Below are 16,666 nucleotides of genomic sequence, written 5' to 3'. Positions count from 1 at the left end.
GCTACTTGACCTTGGCCAGGGCTTCGTCAATGACCTGGGTGAAGACCTCCATTGGCTGGGCGCCAGGGATGGACTGGTTGTTAATGACAAAGGTGGGTGTGCTGTTCAAGCCCAGCTGGGTGCCCTCGGCAAGATCGGCCTTGACCAAGGCCAGCAGCTCAGGCTTCTTTAGATCTGACGCGAATTTCGCCATGTCGGGAACGCCCGCCTTCTCAGCCAGTGCCAACAGCGTCGGATCGGACAAATCGCCCTTGCCCTTTTCAGGAGCAGCCGCGTAAACAGCCTCATTGAATTGCCAGAACAACCCCTGCTCGCCGGCGGCCCGGGCAGCGACGGCTGCATTCACCGAGGCCTCACCCAGGACCGGCAGGTCGCGCCACTCAATACGCAGCTGGCCGGAGTCAACGTACTTCTTGATGATTTCCGGCTGTGTCTTGCGCGCATAAACGCCGCAGTACGGGCAGTGGAAGTCCGAATATTCGATCATGACTACAGGGGCGTCCACGGCCCCCACAGCCATGGGATCGGAGGGAATGCGCCGTTCAAGGGTCAATCCCTGTGGCTTGGTGTCAGCGTTCGATCCGGCCAAAGGTGGCTGGGCGGCAGATTTCAAACGGTTCTCCTGGGCCGCAGCGCCAACCAAAACAATGGTCAGGACAAGGATTGCGCCAAGCGCAAGGGCAAGGATGATATTTCGGGTTTTCTTCACAGTCACGGGCAAACTTTCGGGATCGCGCAGGCGCAGCACATCCACGGGCGCGAAAGATCACGGACCGGTGGCAGTGCGCCATGCATATATAAGGACACGTTCGACGCCGGTCACCCACGCTTGGCTCCAGCAGCTGGGGTGGGTGCGGGCGCACCGTGGTCTACGTCCGGACGATCCCTAAGTCCAGATGTGTCAATGCTGACGGGATCCTGCCAAACAGGAGTGCCCCGAAAATGTCAGTCTGGGTCCTGCCAGCAAATCCCGTGTTGGCATTCGCAGGTGTGTGCCGCAGGTGGGCCGGCGATGGAGTAACAGCGTTGCACTCCACACGTGTTTTGTCCCGGCCGGGTACACACCCGGTCAATGCGGTGCTGACGGACTCCAAAGCAGTAGATGCCTGGCCTGTGGATTGCCCAAACATGGATTGCTGAACCGTGACCGGATCGAGGGCCGCAGCCTGTGCAGAAATGCCGCCGGTGACAATCATTGCGAATGCCGTGATCGTCAGGAGCAGGAAACGAAGGGAGAATGCCATGCTGCGCATCCGCTGTCCTTTCATATCCATTTCGATCCGGGTCGTTTCCCGCATAGTGGCCCCAACTATACGTCAGGGTTCTGGCCGCTCTCCGGCACTGTTGGGGAGGTCTTTCTCTGGGGAAGAGTGAGGGGAGGGGTGCTGGAAGTCGGTTCCGGCGTCGAACTTTCTTCAAAGAGACAACTTTTATCCGACATGCCCGGTGAACAATCAACAAACAATGAGTGACACGTCGCAAACACCATAGAAAAATCCCCTGAATCTAGGGGATCTTTTCGAGTCTGTGGATCCCTCACGAAGAATTAGTGACGCACCTCTCAGTTTTAAGTGGCACAACCCCCTCAGACATGTATACTTGTTCGTAGTTGTAGTGTTGCGTTTTTTGTAGTTGAAGCGACGCCATCCTTTCGAGGAAGACGTCGCTTTTCTGGAGAAGCGGACTTACACCGTACACGGAGGCCCGAAGGTCGGGCGGAATCTCCAACTTCAGAAGGAAATAGAAATAATGGCAACAGGTACCGTCAAGTGGTTCAACGCTGAAAAGGGCTTCGGCTTCATCTCTCCCGATGACCAGTCACAGGATGTTTTCGCGCACTACTCCGCGATCAACTCCTCGGGCTACCGCTCCCTCGAAGAAAACCAGAAGGTTTCCTTTGATGTTGAGCAGGGTCCCAAGGGTCCTCAGGCAGTAAACATCCAAGCTATCTAATTCTGAAGAAAACCGTACGGGTAACCGTGCAGCTTCTTTAGTCCTTAGGGCTTGAACAAATAAGGTCCGGGTTTCCCGGGCCTTATTTGTGTTTAAGTTGTGTTTTGTTGGGTAGCTCACCGGCCCCGTTCGCAAGACAAACGCTCACCATGTGGCACCATTGAAGACGATGAACAGCAAAGCGGCAAAGCGCCAACGCGACGGGATTCCCATGCCGCTTTGGCTGCAAGGGGCCTTTGAATCTGCCCAAATGTTTGTTATCTCCGCACTGATTGTTGCTATTCCCATTGCAGCTACCTGGTTTACCGGAGGTTTCGCACAGAAGGACGGCTCGGTTGTCGCTCGGTTGGCGGGGCAAATCTGGCTCTTGGGCCACGGCGTTCCGCTTCACCTCACAGTGGGTGGCGGCCCCAGCTCGGCATCCGTTGAAACGGGCATCTTCAGCCTGTTGCCTCTTGGCCTGTTATTGGTGCCATTCTTCTTGTCATGGCGTGCGGGCAGGCGTCTGGCCAGGGCGTCCTACACGGATCAGCTGTGGCAACCACTTCTGAGCGCCGCCCTTGTCTACGCCGCAGCCGGCATGGCAACCGCCTTCGTCTGCAGCGGCACAGGGATTAGCGCTCCGTTGCTGGCCTCAACCTTCATCCCCGTTATACCGGCAGGAGCCGGGCTTATTGTGGGTGCACGCCTTGAGGCGGGTTCGTGGAGCCGGTTGATCGGCATGAGCGCCGCGGACTGGATTGAAAAAACAAGTCAAGATCAGCGCTGGGCCGGTTCCTATGTTTGGACCGTGCTGCGCTCCGGGTTTGTAGCACTCATGTCAGCGCTGGCCCTGTCAGCCCTCATGCTTGCCATCAATCTGATGGCACGATGGGCGGACATCATCGCCGTCTATCAGGCGTTGCGCCCCGGAGGTATGGGCGGCGCGGCCCTGACGGTTTCCCAATTGGCTTACATGCCGAATTTGGCCATATGGACACTCGCATGGGCCGGAGGGGACGGTTTCCACTTGGGGGTTGGCTCCACGGTGTCCCCGCTGGGAACCTCGGTTGCGCCCGTGCCTCCCATCCCGATCCTTGCAGCGCTGCCCACCGGGACCCTGACCTGGGGATTTGCTGCCCTGGCGGTCCCTGTTATTGCCGGGCTGCTTGCTGGTTGGTGGTTCATCCGTGCCGGGGAAAACCACTTCGATGAATGGCTCTCACTTAAAGTCCGCTTCCGCTGGCTCTCCCTGACCGGATCAACGATCGGCCTTGGCGCCGTGACGGCCGTGGCAGCCGCCGGGCTAGCCTGGGTTTTGTTCTGGCTCTCACAAGGATCTGCCGGGGTTGGCCGCCTCACCGAGATTGGCCCCGACCCGTTCACGGCAGCCCTCTGGGTTGGCGCCGAAATTGGGGTTGGCGTCATGCTCGGTTCACTATTGGGCCCCTGGCTCGAAGGTGAGCGCCAAGGCTTGTCGATGCTGCGCCGTCGTGAAGACGTCGCCGAATAGGGCATGCAGCGCCTTGCCCCTAAAATTGGTTTCATGCGCATAGTTGTCTTAGTCTCCGGTTCCGGTTCAAATCTTCAGGCCGTCCTTGACGCCGTGGCGGCAGGCAGCCTGCCGGTGGAGATTGCCGCCGTAGGTGCCGACCGGCCGGATACTTTCGGCATTGAGCGTGCCGGTGCAGCAGGCGTGGAGACGTTCGTTGTGAACTTTAAGGACTTCGCCACCCGTGCCGATTGGGACGCAGCCCTCCTGGACGCCGTCGCAGCGTACAAGCCCGACTATGTGATTTCCAGCGGCTTCATGCGCATCGTGGCACCGAGCTTCATCGACGCCTTCGCCGGCCGATACGTCAACACCCACCCGGCGCTGTTGCCCGCATTCCCCGGCGCGCACGGCGTCCGTGACGCCATGGCTTACGGCGTCAAGGTCACCGGCTGCACGGTGCATTACGCCGACGCCGGCGTGGACACCGGCCCCATCATCGCCCAGACGCCCGTGGCGATCCTCCCTGAAGACACCGAGGAGACGCTCCACGAGCGCATCAAGGTTGCCGAGCGGGAACTGCTCATCAAGGTTTTGGCAGACCTGGCCAAGGCCTAAGGTACGACGGCGGGGTCCGGCTTCGAGTTTTTCCGGTCCAGGAACCACGTGGAGACCTTGCCTACGAGCCAGCCGAGCACAATCGAGAAAACAATGGCCAGCACAACGGCCAGCTGGGTTGACACGTTCGGCCATTGCCGGGTCAGCATCCCAATGCCCACCGAGTACAGCGCCCACACCGTGGCGGAAACCAGCGAAAACACGCTGAAGGCCCGCAACGGGTAGCCCGCCACCGTGGCGGCAATGTTGGAAGAGAGCCTGCCGAGTGGGATGAACCGCGACGTCAGCATAAACATGTAAGGGCGTTGCCGTAAGCGGCGGGTTGCCGAATCCACGGCGCGTTGGCGCCTGGGGCCCCGGCTTGAGCCCCAGCGCGTGTGTCCGAACATCTTGGTGAACCAGAACGTCAGCAGGTCCCCAGCCAGGGCTCCCGCCATCATCGCGATCACCAGCGGCAAGGCTTGGGGCCCGCCGTCGAGCCCTGCAAGCGCACCCAAGGCAACGAACACCGTGGTGCTGGGTACGGGCGGGATAAAAGCCGAAACCATGACGAAGCCACCGCCGGCCACGTACACCCAGAGCCCCTGCAACAAGCTAGGGTCGTAGGCTGCGAGTTCCATGGTGTCCTTGCGGTGGGAGAAGAGTCAATGCGGGAGTTGCGGCGAGGTGCCGGTCAACCCAGTTTACGGGCATGCACAACCGCGGTACACCCGCCCCAACTCCTAGCCCCACGTAGCGGCGCTACATCTTGACGCTACTTCTTGGCGCGGCCAAAGACTAGCGAGGCCACGGCGGTTGCGGCGGTCACGGTGTAGACGGCCGGCCAGGCGCCCATCTTCTTGGCCAAGGGGTGCGATGCCCCAAACGCCACAACGTAAGTGGCTGTCAGTGCCACGGCCGCGCCCGTGCCCGCATTCTTCTTCCAACCCATGAAGGCGGCGGCACCGGCGGCCGCCAAAACGGCGCCGCCCAGCTGGCGGTTCTTGGTGGCCCGGGCAGTCTGGTAACCGCCCAGCAGGCCGGTGGTGGCAATGGCGGTGGGAAGCAACGCGCTCATGGGAGTCCTTAGAATCGGCGACACAACGAAAGTCCCAGCGTATCGCTTGAAGTTGGACAAACCCTGAGGGTTGTCGCGACGCCACACACCAAGAGGGGCGTTATTGCTCATCCAGTTCGAAACCGATCGGCGCGCGCCCAGACTCGGCAATCTCAGCCTGAACCTCTGGCTCGTAGTAGCCCGGGGCTATCAAAGCCGAAAACTGCAAGACCTGAACGGGGGAGTCCTTCTTCCAATAAACCGTCAGGTACATGGCCGTACCGTTCTTGACGCCCATGCCAAGGCTTTGCTGGCCCTTGGACTCGTCAGCCATGAAGTTCTTGGCCTCCCACGCAGCCAATTTTGTTGGAGCGAAGCCAAACCGCTCATGCGCCGCAGAGACGGCGCCATCGAGAGCGTCCAATCCATCCACCTGCTCAAACCAGGTGACAGTGTCAACGTAACTGTTTCTTGAGGCTGTGGCCATCTTGAAGTCGCTGGTTGAGACCGTGAGTGTATCTTGCGGAAGTTCCAGGGTGATCTCTACCGGTTTGTCGGTATCCGTTGCAAAGTAAGCCACTTCGTTCACATTTGGCGGCAGCCCTACAGACTCTTTCGGCACGGAGGCGGCTGTCAAGTCGAAGCGGCCCACGCCGTCGTCCTTGATCTTCTTGATGCCTGCCTCGTCCATCATGGAAGTGCTGGTGCCCATGGAAGTCTCCTCTGGGGAATTGGGTGTCATCGGTAACGAGCATGAGGCCAGTGTCAGTGCTGCGATCAACGCCAGAACCATCAGTGGCCAGCGGCGGCTATTTTCCATCGAGCGGGTTCCCGTCTCCTAAAACTATTTGGCGCAAGACCTCATCCCAACGGTTGGTGAGCCGGTTAGAATTCACGGCATCCTGATACCCCGTATCGCTCACCTGTTGTTCAATGATGGACTCCAAACGGCCCGGGTCATTGGCCAAGTCCATATAGGCCGGATATGTGTCCTCGGTGATGAATTCCCAACGCTGTTCCCTATTGGCGATGTTGCCGTCGGGAAGCGGTGTTTCCACCACAATGTTGTCATGCAGGGGGTTCGGCACGTCAAAATGGGGGCCAAACGGTCCTAGCGGGCCCACCGGAACCGACTCGGGTGTCGGATGCAATATCAGCGGGTTGGCCTGTGAGTAGGACTGGGCATCGGGGATTGATGGGGTGCCCACAATGGACATGGCCAGTGTGAAGGCTGGGCCCGTGAGCCCGTGCCCGTTCATGTCATCGTAGCTCTCAGCGATGACCACGTTCTGTTCGTAATCTGCCATGTTCAAGGTGCCCTGGGCCAGGTCCTCCGGCGTGCCGGAATTGAACTTCTGCCAGGCTTCGATCACGCGGGGGTCCTCGATGACACCGGCCTTGACCATCCGATTGATCTCATCAATGCCACCTTCGGCAAAAGCCTGATGCTGGTAGCCGATGTCGTTGAAGATCTGCTGCTGCATCTCCAGCAGGCTCGTCTCGAAGTAGGCAATCTCGCGGTCCGACATGTTGGCCAGGGCCAACAACTGCTCGGGAGAAAGGGGAGTCAATCCGGGTACGAGGGCATCGCCAACGGCACCGGAGGAAAGCAGCGTGCGTGCAACATCGCGCATCATCCGCACATCGGCGAATCCGGCGTCGAGCCCGGGACCCACCATGTGGGCAAATCCGGCCCATTGCATCCGCGGATCCTTCAGATACAGTTCGCCGTAGTACTTGTACACAGCCGCGATGGTGTCCCGGTTGTAGGCATATCCTTGGGCGGGATCCCACTTGTCGGGGTCGATCCCGGCCTCTTGCATGGCAGCCAGAAGCCAATAATCCTCCAGGAAATTGGCGTAGCCCCCATCGGCAAACTGGATCTGACCGGAATCGGCCATGGCGTCCAAAACGGACTTGGCCTCATCGGGGTGTTGTGCGGCCCAATCCTTGAACTCTTGGGAGTTGAGATACGCCTCCCGCTCGGTGGCCGTCATGCTCTCCAAGCGCTGCTGGAGCTCCGCCGCTGCAGCGCTCGACGTCGGATTGGCCGGGCTCCCGCTTGGTGCACCGAGGCTGGCGGCAGAGCTCGTCTTGTCCTGCTCGTCCGCCTGCACCTTCAGTTGCGCCGCAACTTCCGTCAGCGTGGTTGCCGTTCTATGCAACAAGGGCAGGTGCTTGGAGTTGACCATTTGCGTGAATCGAGCGGCGTCAGGTCCCCGCCAGCTGGTCAGGGGTGACACCAATGACCTGAGCATTTTGGCCTGCGCATCGATGCGTTGCGCCGAGGTGGAAAACGTCTTGGCCAGATCTCGCAGTTGTGCAGTGTCGGCACCGAGAAAATCGGTCATGGCACTCCTCTTGACTAGGTTCCCCAGCTTAGGGCCGTGTCACCGATGGCTTCAATGGGGAGAAGTCCCCTCCGGGGGACGCCGGTGGCGCCTATTCCAGCGCCGCGCCCTTGGTTTCCGGCGCCGAGAATGCCATCCAAATGACCGCCAACAGCACCAGTCCACCGGTCAGGGCGAATGTGAGCGGCAGGCCAAGAACCGGCCACAGCAGGGATCCGAAAATCAGCGGCACCAGCCCCGCTCCCACACGTGACATGGTTGACGCCCAGCCAAAACCGGTGGCCCGCAGGTGTGTGGGGTACAGCTCCGAGACATAGGTGTACAGCACCGGGATGGCTACCTGAATGACAAAGCCAAACACCAGCAACCAGATCTGTGCAGCAACCGGGGCATCCAGGACCAAAGCGAAAATGACCAGGGAAAGTGCGGCCAGCGGGCCGGTCACAGCCAGAATCCACTTCCGCCCCAGACGCTCCACGAGAAGTGCCGCGGCGACCACGCCGAGCAGCCCAATTCCTGTCATCGAGGCCGTGGCCATGAAGGCCTTGTTCTGCGCATAGCCGGTGGCAACGAGGATGGAAGGCATCCACGTCAGCGCGCCATAGTAGACCAAAAGGATGGTCAGAAACAGGGACCAGGCAACGCCGGTAATCCGCCAGTTGAAGCGCCAGAGGCCGGCCAGCTGATCCGTCACCTTGCCCAGCGACAACTTGGGCGCGTCAGCCGGATCGGGTAGTTTCCAAGGCCCAACCGTGGCTCCGGTCCGCTCGATCAGCTTTTCAATGACGGCCTTCGCTTCAGCCGGGCGGCCCGCTCGCACCAAATACAGCGGTGATTCAGGTACGCCAACACGGACCCAAAACACGAGCAGCGCCGGAAGCACCATGACAAGCATCAGGTAGCGCCAGTTGCCCAACGATGCCATGAGCACGGCGGAAACCACGCCACAGAGAGACGCCCCAATGGGCCACCAAGCATCCATGGCTGTGAGCACCCGGCCGCGATGTTTACGTGGTGTGAACTCACCAACCAGAGCGTAGTCCACCGGAATACAGCCGCCCAGGCCAAAACCGGCCATGAAGCGGAACACGCAAAAGAGCACGATTTCATTGGAAAAGGCACCCAGTACCGTGAACACGGAGAAGATCAGCAGGGTGAGCGTGAACGCCTTCTTGCGCCCGATGATGTCGGCGATGGAGCCCCACGCAAACGCACCAACCGCCATGCCAATCAGGTTCGCCGTGCCGATCCACGCTGCCTGCCCCGGGCTAAGCCCCCATTCCTTGGACAACAGCGGAATGAGGAAGCCGTTGAGCGTCACATCCCAGGCATCGAACATGAAGCCGAGTCCGCCAATGAGGAAAATACTGCCCTGCACCCGCCAGCGCCAAGGCAGATCTTGCACAACGCGATCGCCGGTCAAGATGGCTGTGGGGATGCTCATGGTTTCCTTTGCTCACGTCCGGTCTTGCACCTGCCTCAAGATTATCCGGCAAAGTGACCCGCGCCGCACCCCGTGACGAAGATCATTTACTAAACTAGGTTCAATTTGGTATTTAACTTACTAAAAGGTGGTTTCCATGAAACTTGCGTCCATCACCGCCCACCGCATAAGCGTGCCGTTGCTCCGAGCCTTTACCACTGCGGTGCGCAGCGCAGTGGAACTGGAAACGGTGATTGTTGAACTACGGGATGACGCCGGACTGAGCGGTTGGGGTGAGGCACCCATCAGTGTTGTTACCAAAACAACCACCAACGCCGTGATTGCCTCCGTTGAAGGGCCGCTGTGGTCCCTGTTCGCCTCGGCCGACAGCGTGGAACACGCCTTGGAACGGCTCGAACAATCTCGCGAGCCGAGTGTTGCTCGAGCGGCCGTTGATTGTGCCCTCCATGACCTGGCCGCCCAACAAGCCGGGATTTCCATGTCTGAGTTCCTTGGCGGACAACCGGCAGGTACACCCATTCATGTCACAACTGATATGACGCTTTCCGTTGCCGCCCCTGAGGAACTCGCGGCGACGGCTCGCCACCACGTCAGCGAAGGATTTGACTGCTTGAAGGTCAAACTCAATGCCGAAGGTGATCCCTTGGCGGCCATGGTGGCCGTGCGTGCTGCCGTGGGCAAGGAGACCATCCTGAGGGTCGATGCCAACCAGGCTTTTACGCCCGAGCAGGCCATCACGTTTATCCGCGGACTGGAAAAGGCCAACGTTGGCGTTGAGTTTGTTGAGCAACCCGTCGCCGCCGCTGACTGGGCCGGTCTGGCCAAGGTGAGCGGCGCCGTCGGCCTTCCCATCATGGCGGATGAAAGCGTCTGGACCTGTGCGGATCTGGACCTCTTGCTGGAGCGCAACGCGGCCTCGATGATCAATATCAAGCTGGCAAAAACCGGCGGGATTCGGCATGCCAGAAGGCTGGCTGACCGAGCAGCAGATGCCGGTCTGGGAGTTGTGGTGGGTTGCATGCTGGAGAGCAGCGTGGGCATCGCCGCGGCGGCGGCTTTTGCCTCGACGCTGCCCGTCATGGCTCAGGACCTGGACGGCGGACTGTGGCTGGCGGCGTCGCCGGTCTCCGGTGGTGCGCAATACCGGAGATCCGAAATTTGGCTCTCTCCGGCCCCAGGGCTGGGGATCACAGGACTTTCCTGGCCCCGGAGCAGCGGGACAGCTAGTTCAATTGGGCAGTAACGATTGTGTGGGCCATGGCGGCAAGCGAACGGACCACCTCAGTTGCGTCGTCTTCCGCGTAGCCACGCGTGCACACTGCCAAGATGTAGCCCTCGGACGGGGCCACCCCCGCTGCGGGAGCGTCGCTGGCCGGAGCAACAAACGCCACATCGTGACGAATCCCGGTGACCCAGCCTGACTTGCTTCCCCAATCGCACTCCGGCACCAAGGCCTGGGCCTCGAGACCGATCACCGGATATTCCTGGGCCCGCAGCCAGCCCATCATGACGGCCGTCAATTCCGGCCCAGCCGCGCGTCCACTCAGGACTGTGTGCATGATCTTGACCAGGTCACGTGCTGTGACCTGGTGCGTCAGCCCCGCGGCAAGGGCATCCATGTCGCCGTACAACCGGTCCATGAACGAGTTGGTGGCACCACAGGCAGCCAAAGATGCGTTGATCGCAGCGAAGCCCACCAGCTCGATGGCCAGGTTGGTTGCCTCGTTGGAGGAAACAATGATCATGCGTTCCAGAACTGTGTGCAGCGTGGTTGGGCTCCCCTCCGGAGGGAGACCCTCGTCGTAATCGTCGGGGGCAAAACTAAACGGCGTGCCAGTCCCGACACCGCTGGGGAACGTGTGCGTGGAAATCACGGGCTGGTCCAGGGACAGCTCTCCGCGCTCCACGGCTTGCATGGCCGCGACCAGAACTCCGAGCTTAATGGTGCTGGCTGAATAGAACGTCACATCGGCGTTGCGTTCAGCAAGGACAACCCCGGACATATCCGTCAGGTGGAAGGAAACTGTGGGGACGCCGTCGCTGTAATCGGAGGTAAGAGACATGGGGGCCTTCCTGGCAGTGAGAGGAGCTGGAAAATCGGTACTTAGGCCGCGGCGTACACAACATCGGCAACGGCGTGGCGCATGGCTGTGACGTCCGAGAGTGTGCGGCTGGGATGGACTCGGTTGGTCAACAGGGCTGCGGCAATGCCAGCTTCACGGTCCACCAGTAGCGAGGTGCCGGTAAACCCGTTGTGTCCACGGGCGCCTGGGTGAGCACCCATCCAAGATTCTTGGCCGATCCGCAGACCCAGGCCATGGCCGTAGCCGGGGCCGCCGCTATCTGCATTGTCGCCCAGGACAAGAGGCAGCTGGTCCTGCCACATTTCAGCGGCCATTGTTGGGCTCAAGATTCCCGGCAAGCCCGCCAAAAGATCCTCGCCGAAGGCGGCCAAGGACGGTGCAGTGCCAAACAGTCCGGCATTGCCGCTGAGTCCGCCCAGTGACCACGCGGATTCGTCGTGGACAATGCCCTGAATCAATCCGCGGCCGTATTCCGGCTGAAATTCCGTGGGGGCGCAGAGTGCCGGATCTGGGCGCCCTGTCAGCTCCACCAGGCCTGAGGGACAGCCGCCGTTGCTGAGTTTCTCCAGCACCCGTTCGCTTACCAGCCCGGCCCACGGCCGGCCGGTGACGTGTTCGGCCAGCGCCATGACAGTGTTGAAGCCAACGCAGGAATAGTCAAAGTGCGTACCGGGGACCGCTGTTAGTTCCATGCTCAACAGGTCGGCAAGCAGGTCTTGGCGGTTATAGGCGGTGCCCGTCGCCAACGCTGACCGCCAGCCCGGCCACACCGCGGGCAGCCCGGAGGTGTGGGTGAGCAGATGGCGCAGGGTGACAGCGGATTTGCCGCTGTTTCCATGACCGCTCCGAAAACCAGGAAGCCAAGTGCAAATGGGTTCGTCCAGGGCCAAGGCGCCGCCATCCACAAGGGACAGCGCCGTCACGGCCGTGAACACCTTGGTGACCGAGGCCAAATCGAAGTAGGTGCCCGCCGTAGCCGGGCCGGCCGAGATGGTACGCAGCGGCTGCCCGTGCAAGACCACCGAACACACGGCCGACGGCGTGATGCCGTTGGCCACGGCGTCGCCCAATAATTGCTGCACCTCAGTCTCGAGAGCCGCAGACCGCGGGTCAGGCGCAGTCATTGCAGCACGAGCCGGGGCGAGTCATCAGCGAAGAGCGTGGACTGGACGCCCAAGGGGATGCTATGAGCATTGGCGTCATGGCCAAACCCCAGCTCCCACACCAGTGGGATATCCAGGGGGACCAGAAGCTCCTCGCATAAAGCGCGTACGTCGGCGGATTCTCCGCAGTCCTTCCATGACCCCAGGGCCAGCCCGGCCATGCCGTCAAACCAGCCGGCACGGAGCAGCGTATGCAACAAGCCATCGAGCTTGTAGATGTCCTCGGTAACATCTTCCAGGAGGCCGATCTTGCCGGCGTTGGAGGTCTTGTTTCGGCCCTTGGCGCCCATGGTCATGGCCAACAGGCTCAAATTGCCGCCTACGGTCACCCCGCTGGCGCGTCCAGGCACCAAGGTGACAGCCGTTTCGGCGGTAAACGAGCGCCCGGCCGTTGGTTCAAACACGGCCCTCCGCAGGCTCTCTGTGGCGTTTGCGTCATCGAGCAACGACCCTGTGGCAATCATGGGCGTGAACCACGTGGGCACCTGGAGTTCATCGGCCCAAAATTCATGGATCCCGGTGACATCAGAGGAGCCATACAGCGGTTTGGGCCGGGCCAACCGCAAGGCATCAACGTCAAGGTGATCGAGGAGCCGGACCGTACCGTAGCCCCCGCGCACCACAAAAACTCCGGCCAGCGAGTCGTCGCACCAGGCCGTTTGCAGGTCCGCGGCACGCTGCTGATCCGTACCCGCCAGATACTTCGCCCGGGGATGTGTTCCTAGAATATGTTCGCCCGGGACCGGCACCAGATCCCACGATTCCAGCAGATCCACGGCCCGGTCCACATTCTCCGGCGTTGGCGCGCCCGAGGTGGATACCAGCCCCACGCGGTCCCCGGGCCGCAGCGGTCCGGGGAGCCGCGACGCACTCACTTGGCCCCGCTGATGTCGGCTGCCGCCAAACCCGGCATCCGCGGGGCGGTCTCACCATCCGGAGGCACAACCGCCGTGGGCACAACGCTGAGCAGCTTCTTGGTGTATTCATGCTTCGGATTCAACAAGACTTGTTCCACGGGTCCTTCTTCGACAATCTGTCCCTGGTACATGACTACCACCCGGTCGGCAATATTCCACGCCAGCCCCAGATCATGCGTGATGACCAGTGCACCGAGCCCGGATTCGCAGCGTAGCTTCAACAAGAGGGCCAAGATGTCGGCTCGCACTGACGCGTCAAGACTGGCCACGGGTTCATCGGCAACCAGGAACTCCGGGTCAAGGGCCAAAGCCCCGGCGATGACCACCCGCTGCCGCTGCCCCCCGGAAAGCTCCTGTGGAATGGTGGCTAGATACCGTTCGGGTGGATTGAGCTCAGCCCTGCGCAGGGCATTGGAGACAATTTCACGCTCATCTCCGGGCATCTTGTGCAACCGTGGCCCTTCCGCAACAGCCTCATAGACGGTGTGCTTGGGATTTAGCGCGGCCGAAGGGTCCTGCAGGACAAATTGCACGGACTTGCGGTACGCCTTGAGGTCCTTGCGGCGGTGCTTGAGCGGCGTTCCGTTGTAGTGCACGGCACCGGAGGTAGGTGCCTGCAAGCCCAACATGGTGCGGGCCAGAGTGGTCTTGCCCGAACCGGACTGGCCCACCAGGGCAGTGATTTCACCACGACGGCAGGTGAGATTCACACCGTCGACCGCGGTGGTGCCGCCGCCTCGCCCACCAAAGGTGACGGTGAGGTCCCGGGCTTGAAGTACAACGTCGTTGATATCGGAGGATGGCGCCTCCCCGGGCGCCGGCCGCGGGGGAGCGGAATAGGTGGGCAGGCGCAGCCGTGAGGAGGCATCCCCGATTAGTGGGAAGGCCGACGCCAGGGCCTGGGTGTGCGGGTGCTGGGGATTTCGGATGATCTGTTCCGAAGGTCCGTCTTCGACGATCTTTCCGCGCTGCATCACCACAATCCGCTCACAGGTTGACGCGAGAACCGAAAGGTCGTGGCTGATCATAATCAGGGACAAGCCGCGAGAGGCGACGAGCTCGCTCAGCACGTTCAGCACCTGGGCCTGGACCACAACATCCAATGCCGTGGTTGGTTCGTCCGCAATGATCAATTCAGGCTCGCAGGCCAGCGCCATGGCGATCATGATGCGCTGCTTTTGGCCGCCGGAAAGTTCATGAGGGTAGCTGGCGCCCTTCGCGGGGGAAAGATCCACGAGATTTAGGAGTTCAGCGACCCGGGCGTCGCGGACTTTTTCTTCCTTGTATTTGGCCCGTTCGCCGGTGGCATGCACCAGCAGTGCCTCACCGATCTGCTCCCGCACCTTGCGTACGGGATTCAGGGAGTGCATGGCACCTTGAAAAACAATGGCGGCTTCCGTCCACCGGACCGCGCGGAGGCGGCCCCAACCTAGATCGGGAATATTGTCCTCGCCCAGCAGAATCTTCCCTGAAGTGGTGGTGTTGGCAGGCAACAAGCGTAGTACGGACATGGCGAGCGTTGATTTGCCGCAACCGGATTCGCCGGCCAAGCCAAGTGTGGAGCCCGGTTCCACCACCAGGCTCACTCCATCAACGGCCCGTAATTCGCCGGGGCCCACGGTGGTTTGGGTGCGGTAAATGACTGACAAATCCACAAATTCCAAGCGCGGCATTAGCGGCCTCTCAACGTTGGGTTGATGACTGATTCAAGGGCGCGGCCCACCAAGGTAAAGCACAACACCACCCCGACGATGGCAAGTCCGGGGGAGAGGACGTACCACCAGAAACCGCCCGTGGCGGCTCCGGTGTCCAGTGCCATCTTGAGCATGGAGCCCCACGAAATGCTGCTTGGATCACCCAAGCCAAGGAAGGACAGCGTCGATTCGGCGATGACCGCCGAACCAACCGTCAGGGTTGTATTGGCCAGCACCAGCGGCATTACCGCCGGGAGGACATGCTTCTTGATGATGTGGGCGTTGGTGGCACCCAGGGCCCAACTGCGTTCAATGTAAGCCCGTGATTCAACTGTCAGGGTCTGGGACCTGACAACACGGGCAGTTCCTGCCCACGACGTGATGCCGATGGCGATGATGATGGTGGCAACGCCGGGGCCAATGATGGATGAGAGCACAATGGCCAGTACCAGTCCGGGCACAACCAGGAAAAAGTCGATGATTCGCATCAGCGACGCCTGGGTCCATCCGGTGAAGTGGCCAGCTGCCATGCCAACAACGGTGCCAATCACCATGGAAACTGCAGTTGCGCTAAAGCCCACCAGCAATGAAACCCTGGCTCCCCAGATCAGCATGGCCAACACGGACCGGCCTGCAGGATCGGTGCCCAGGGGGTTTGCCCACGAGGGTGGCTCGTTCTGACCTGCCGTAATTTTCGTGACATCGAGGGTGTCTTGCGGGGCCAGGACGGGGGCCAGAAGGGCCAGCCCAAAAACGACCACCAGAATGATTAGGCCAATCAGCCCGGATCGGTTGGCGCAAAATTCGCGCCATACCTCTCCGGCGCGCTGGCGACGTCGGGCTGCTGCAACGTTAATCTTTGCTGCAGGGGGCTGGATTCCCTGTTCTGACGGTGCGCTCATGCTGTACGCAGCCGGGGGTCTAGAACGCGGTACAAGATGTCTGCGAAGAAGTTCATAATGATCACAATCGAGGAGAAGACTACAAAGGTTCCCTGCAACAGAGGGAAATCAGGGGCTGACAACGCTTGGAACGTTAGGTAGCCAAGGCCTGGCCAGGAAAACACCGTCTCAACCGTCACTGCGCCCCCAATGAGGCCGCCCAAGGTTAGAAAAATGAGCGTCACCGTGGGAAGCAGGGCATTGGGAACGGCATGTTTGCGCCGTACGTCATCCTCACGCAAACCCTTGGCGCGGGCCGTGACGAGGTAGTCGGAACTCATTTCCTCCAGAAGTGAGGCGCGCATGACCATGAGGTACTGGGCGTATACAACCGCCACCATGGTCACCATGGGTAACGCCAGGTGCCTGCTCACGTCCCAGATGTGGGCCAATCCCGTAGCAGAGCTGCCAGCAGTCTCCATGCCGCCTGTGGGGAACCAATGCAGCATGCCACCAAAGACGAGCAGCAGGAGCAGCCCCAACCAAAAGGTGGGCACCGACCACAGAGTCAGCGCAAGTCCGGTGTGTGCCTTGTCAAACATGCTGCCACGGCGCCACGCCGCCCGTTGGCCCAGCCAGAGTCCAAGCACAACGGACAGCGCCGCAGCAGTTCCGGTCAGCAACAGGGTGGGGCCCAAACGGTCAAGGATCAGTTCCATAACGGGCCGGTTGTATGTGTATGAATCGCCGAGCTTTCCCTGCATCAGGTCCGTCAGATAGCGCCAGAACTGAACGATGACCGGCTGATCCAAGCCGTACTGTTTCCGCAGGATATCCATCTGCGATGCCGTGACCTGGCGTCCGTCAGCCAGGGAACGTACGGGATCGCCGGGCAGAATCCGGAAGGCGAAAAAGCCCAGCAGAACCACCATGATCATCGAGAAAAGGGCGCCACCGGCCTTCATGCCCGCATAGCGCAGCCATGATGTTCCGCGGACCGGTTCGTCAAGGTCCTTGGCCGGCTCGGCCCCCACCAATTGTGACGCGGACATGG

General features: G+C 60.9%; 18 protein-coding genes. 5 read left to right on the top strand and 13 right to left on the bottom strand.

Annotation, left to right across the window (positions count from 1 at the left end):
- Position 1: 1 nt before the first annotated feature.
- Positions 2-715: a DsbA family protein gene (locus BLV41_RS10905; protein ID WP_139244298.1), complete on the bottom strand. Its 714-nt coding sequence runs from the start codon at positions 713-715 to the stop codon at positions 2-4.
- A 154-nt stretch (positions 716-869) separates the two neighbouring features.
- Complete coding sequence (locus BLV41_RS10900) at positions 870-1,253, bottom strand: hypothetical protein (RefSeq protein WP_074711654.1); 384 nt, start codon at positions 1,251-1,253, stop codon at positions 870-872.
- 496 nt (positions 1,254-1,749) lie between these two features.
- Here BLV41_RS10900 and BLV41_RS10895 point away from each other — a divergent pair, with 496 nt between their 5' ends.
- The 3 genes from BLV41_RS10895 to purN all read left to right on the top strand — a co-directional run bounded on the left by BLV41_RS10895 (position 1,750) and on the right by purN (position 4,042).
- Positions 1,750-1,953 carry a cold-shock protein gene (locus BLV41_RS10895; protein WP_038467205.1) on the top strand — a complete coding sequence of 68 codons (204 nt, stop codon included), beginning with the start codon at positions 1,750-1,752 and terminating at the stop codon, positions 1,951-1,953.
- A gap of 151 nt (positions 1,954-2,104) precedes the next feature.
- A complete protein-coding gene (locus BLV41_RS10890) occupies positions 2,105-3,445 on the top strand; it encodes a cell division protein PerM (RefSeq protein ID WP_425284272.1) in 1,341 nt (446 codons plus the stop codon).
- A 33-nt stretch (positions 3,446-3,478) separates the two neighbouring features.
- Positions 3,479-4,042, top strand: a complete 564-nt coding sequence (purN, locus tag BLV41_RS10885; protein ID WP_044573094.1) for a phosphoribosylglycinamide formyltransferase — start codon at positions 3,479-3,481, stop codon at positions 4,040-4,042.
- On the opposite strand, the gene BLV41_RS10880 is transcribed toward purN, so the two are convergent.
- The 3 genes from BLV41_RS10880 to BLV41_RS10870 form a co-directional block, all read right to left on the bottom strand.
- Positions 4,039-4,662: a DedA family protein gene (locus BLV41_RS10880; protein ID WP_044573030.1), complete on the bottom strand. Its 624-nt coding sequence runs from the start codon at positions 4,660-4,662 to the stop codon at positions 4,039-4,041. The genes purN and BLV41_RS10880 overlap by 4 nt on opposite strands.
- A gap of 134 nt (positions 4,663-4,796) precedes the next feature.
- Positions 4,797-5,099, bottom strand: a complete 303-nt coding sequence (locus BLV41_RS10875; RefSeq protein ID WP_074711652.1) for a hypothetical protein — start codon at positions 5,097-5,099, stop codon at positions 4,797-4,799.
- Between the two features lie 100 nt (positions 5,100-5,199).
- Positions 5,200-5,790, bottom strand: a complete 591-nt coding sequence (locus BLV41_RS10870; protein ID WP_139244297.1) for a hypothetical protein — start codon at positions 5,788-5,790, stop codon at positions 5,200-5,202.
- On the opposite strand from BLV41_RS10870, the gene BLV41_RS22775 reads away from it, so the two are divergent.
- Positions 5,789-5,920 carry a hypothetical protein gene (locus tag BLV41_RS22775; RefSeq protein WP_280138606.1) on the top strand — a complete coding sequence of 44 codons (132 nt, stop codon included), beginning with the start codon at positions 5,789-5,791 and terminating at the stop codon, positions 5,918-5,920. The genes BLV41_RS10870 and BLV41_RS22775 overlap by 2 nt on opposite strands.
- On the opposite strand, the gene BLV41_RS10865 is transcribed toward BLV41_RS22775, so the two are convergent.
- Both BLV41_RS10865 and BLV41_RS10860 read right to left on the bottom strand, forming a co-directional pair.
- Complete coding sequence (locus tag BLV41_RS10865; RefSeq protein WP_074711650.1) at positions 5,888-7,429, bottom strand: WXG100 family type VII secretion target; 1,542 nt, start codon at positions 7,427-7,429, stop codon at positions 5,888-5,890. The genes BLV41_RS22775 and BLV41_RS10865 overlap by 33 nt on opposite strands.
- 91 nt (positions 7,430-7,520) lie before the next feature.
- Positions 7,521-8,873, bottom strand: coding sequence for an MFS transporter (locus tag BLV41_RS10860; RefSeq protein ID WP_074711649.1), 1,353 nt, complete (start codon positions 8,871-8,873; stop codon positions 7,521-7,523).
- 136 nt (positions 8,874-9,009) lie between these two features.
- Here BLV41_RS10860 and BLV41_RS10855 point away from each other — a divergent pair, with 136 nt between their 5' ends.
- Positions 9,010-10,116 carry a mandelate racemase/muconate lactonizing enzyme family protein gene (locus tag BLV41_RS10855; protein WP_074711648.1) on the top strand — a complete coding sequence of 369 codons (1,107 nt, stop codon included), beginning with the start codon at positions 9,010-9,012 and terminating at the stop codon, positions 10,114-10,116.
- On the opposite strand, the gene BLV41_RS10850 is transcribed toward BLV41_RS10855, so the two are convergent.
- Genes BLV41_RS10850 through BLV41_RS10825 form a run of 6 tightly spaced genes read right to left on the bottom strand, consistent with a single transcriptional unit; the run spans position 10,097 to position 16,664 of the window.
- Positions 10,097-10,936, bottom strand: coding sequence for a serine hydrolase (locus BLV41_RS10850; RefSeq protein WP_074711647.1), 840 nt, complete (start codon positions 10,934-10,936; stop codon positions 10,097-10,099). The two genes, BLV41_RS10855 and BLV41_RS10850, sit on opposite strands and share 20 nt — an antisense overlap.
- A 41-nt stretch (positions 10,937-10,977) precedes the next feature.
- Positions 10,978-12,081 carry a serine hydrolase domain-containing protein gene (locus tag BLV41_RS10845; RefSeq protein ID WP_074711646.1) on the bottom strand — a complete coding sequence of 368 codons (1,104 nt, stop codon included), beginning with the start codon at positions 12,079-12,081 and terminating at the stop codon, positions 10,978-10,980.
- Positions 12,078-12,995: a S66 peptidase family protein gene (locus BLV41_RS10840; protein ID WP_074711645.1), complete on the bottom strand. Its 918-nt coding sequence runs from the start codon at positions 12,993-12,995 to the stop codon at positions 12,078-12,080. Before BLV41_RS10840 ends, BLV41_RS10845 begins: the two co-directional genes overlap by 4 nt.
- Complete coding sequence (locus tag BLV41_RS10835; protein WP_074711644.1) at positions 12,992-14,710, bottom strand: dipeptide ABC transporter ATP-binding protein; 1,719 nt, start codon at positions 14,708-14,710, stop codon at positions 12,992-12,994. Before BLV41_RS10835 ends, BLV41_RS10840 begins: the two co-directional genes overlap by 4 nt.
- Entirely contained in the window at positions 14,710-15,633 is a 924-nt protein-coding gene (locus tag BLV41_RS10830) for an ABC transporter permease (protein ID WP_074711643.1), read from the bottom strand. The genes BLV41_RS10835 and BLV41_RS10830 overlap by 1 nt, the downstream gene beginning before the upstream one ends.
- Positions 15,630-16,664, bottom strand: coding sequence for an ABC transporter permease (locus BLV41_RS10825; protein ID WP_074711642.1), 1,035 nt, complete (start codon positions 16,662-16,664; stop codon positions 15,630-15,632). The genes BLV41_RS10830 and BLV41_RS10825 overlap by 4 nt, the downstream gene beginning before the upstream one ends.
- Positions 16,665-16,666: the final 2 nt, after the last annotated feature.

The organism is Arthrobacter alpinus (assembly GCF_900105965.1).
GTDB classification, from domain to species: domain Bacteria; phylum Actinomycetota; class Actinomycetes; order Actinomycetales; family Micrococcaceae; genus Specibacter; species Specibacter alpinus.
This window is presented reverse-complemented; position numbering and strand designations above follow the sequence as displayed.

Coding starts and splice junctions, on each gene's coding strand:
- BLV41_RS10900 (WP_074711654.1), bottom strand. CDS start 1,253: ATGCGCAGCATGGCATTCTCCCTTCGTTTCCTGCTCCTGACGATCACG.
- BLV41_RS10895 (WP_038467205.1), top strand. CDS start 1,750: ATGGCAACAGGTACCGTCAAGTGGTTCAACGCTGAAAAGGGCTTCGGC.
- purN (WP_044573094.1), top strand. CDS start 3,479: ATGCGCATAGTTGTCTTAGTCTCCGGTTCCGGTTCAAATCTTCAGGCC.
- BLV41_RS10880 (WP_044573030.1), bottom strand. CDS start 4,662: ATGGAACTCGCAGCCTACGACCCTAGCTTGTTGCAGGGGCTCTGGGTG.
- BLV41_RS10875 (WP_074711652.1), bottom strand. CDS start 5,099: ATGAGCGCGTTGCTTCCCACCGCCATTGCCACCACCGGCCTGCTGGGC.
- BLV41_RS22775 (WP_280138606.1), top strand. CDS start 5,789: ATGGAAGTCTCCTCTGGGGAATTGGGTGTCATCGGTAACGAGCATGAG.
- BLV41_RS10870 (WP_139244297.1), bottom strand. CDS start 5,790: ATGGGCACCAGCACTTCCATGATGGACGAGGCAGGCATCAAGAAGATC.
- BLV41_RS10865 (WP_074711650.1), bottom strand. CDS start 7,429: ATGACCGATTTTCTCGGTGCCGACACTGCACAACTGCGAGATCTGGCC.
- BLV41_RS10860 (WP_074711649.1), bottom strand. CDS start 8,873: ATGAGCATCCCCACAGCCATCTTGACCGGCGATCGCGTTGTGCAAGAT.
- BLV41_RS10855 (WP_074711648.1), top strand. CDS start 9,010: ATGAAACTTGCGTCCATCACCGCCCACCGCATAAGCGTGCCGTTGCTC.
- BLV41_RS10850 (WP_074711647.1), bottom strand. CDS start 10,936: ATGTCTCTTACCTCCGATTACAGCGACGGCGTCCCCACAGTTTCCTTC.
- BLV41_RS10845 (WP_074711646.1), bottom strand. CDS start 12,081: ATGACTGCGCCTGACCCGCGGTCTGCGGCTCTCGAGACTGAGGTGCAG.
- BLV41_RS10835 (WP_074711644.1), bottom strand. CDS start 14,710: ATGCCGCGCTTGGAATTTGTGGATTTGTCAGTCATTTACCGCACCCAA.
- BLV41_RS10830 (WP_074711643.1), bottom strand. CDS start 15,633: ATGAGCGCACCGTCAGAACAGGGAATCCAGCCCCCTGCAGCAAAGATT.
- BLV41_RS10825 (WP_074711642.1), bottom strand. CDS start 16,664: ATGTCCGCGTCACAATTGGTGGGGGCCGAGCCGGCCAAGGACCTTGAC.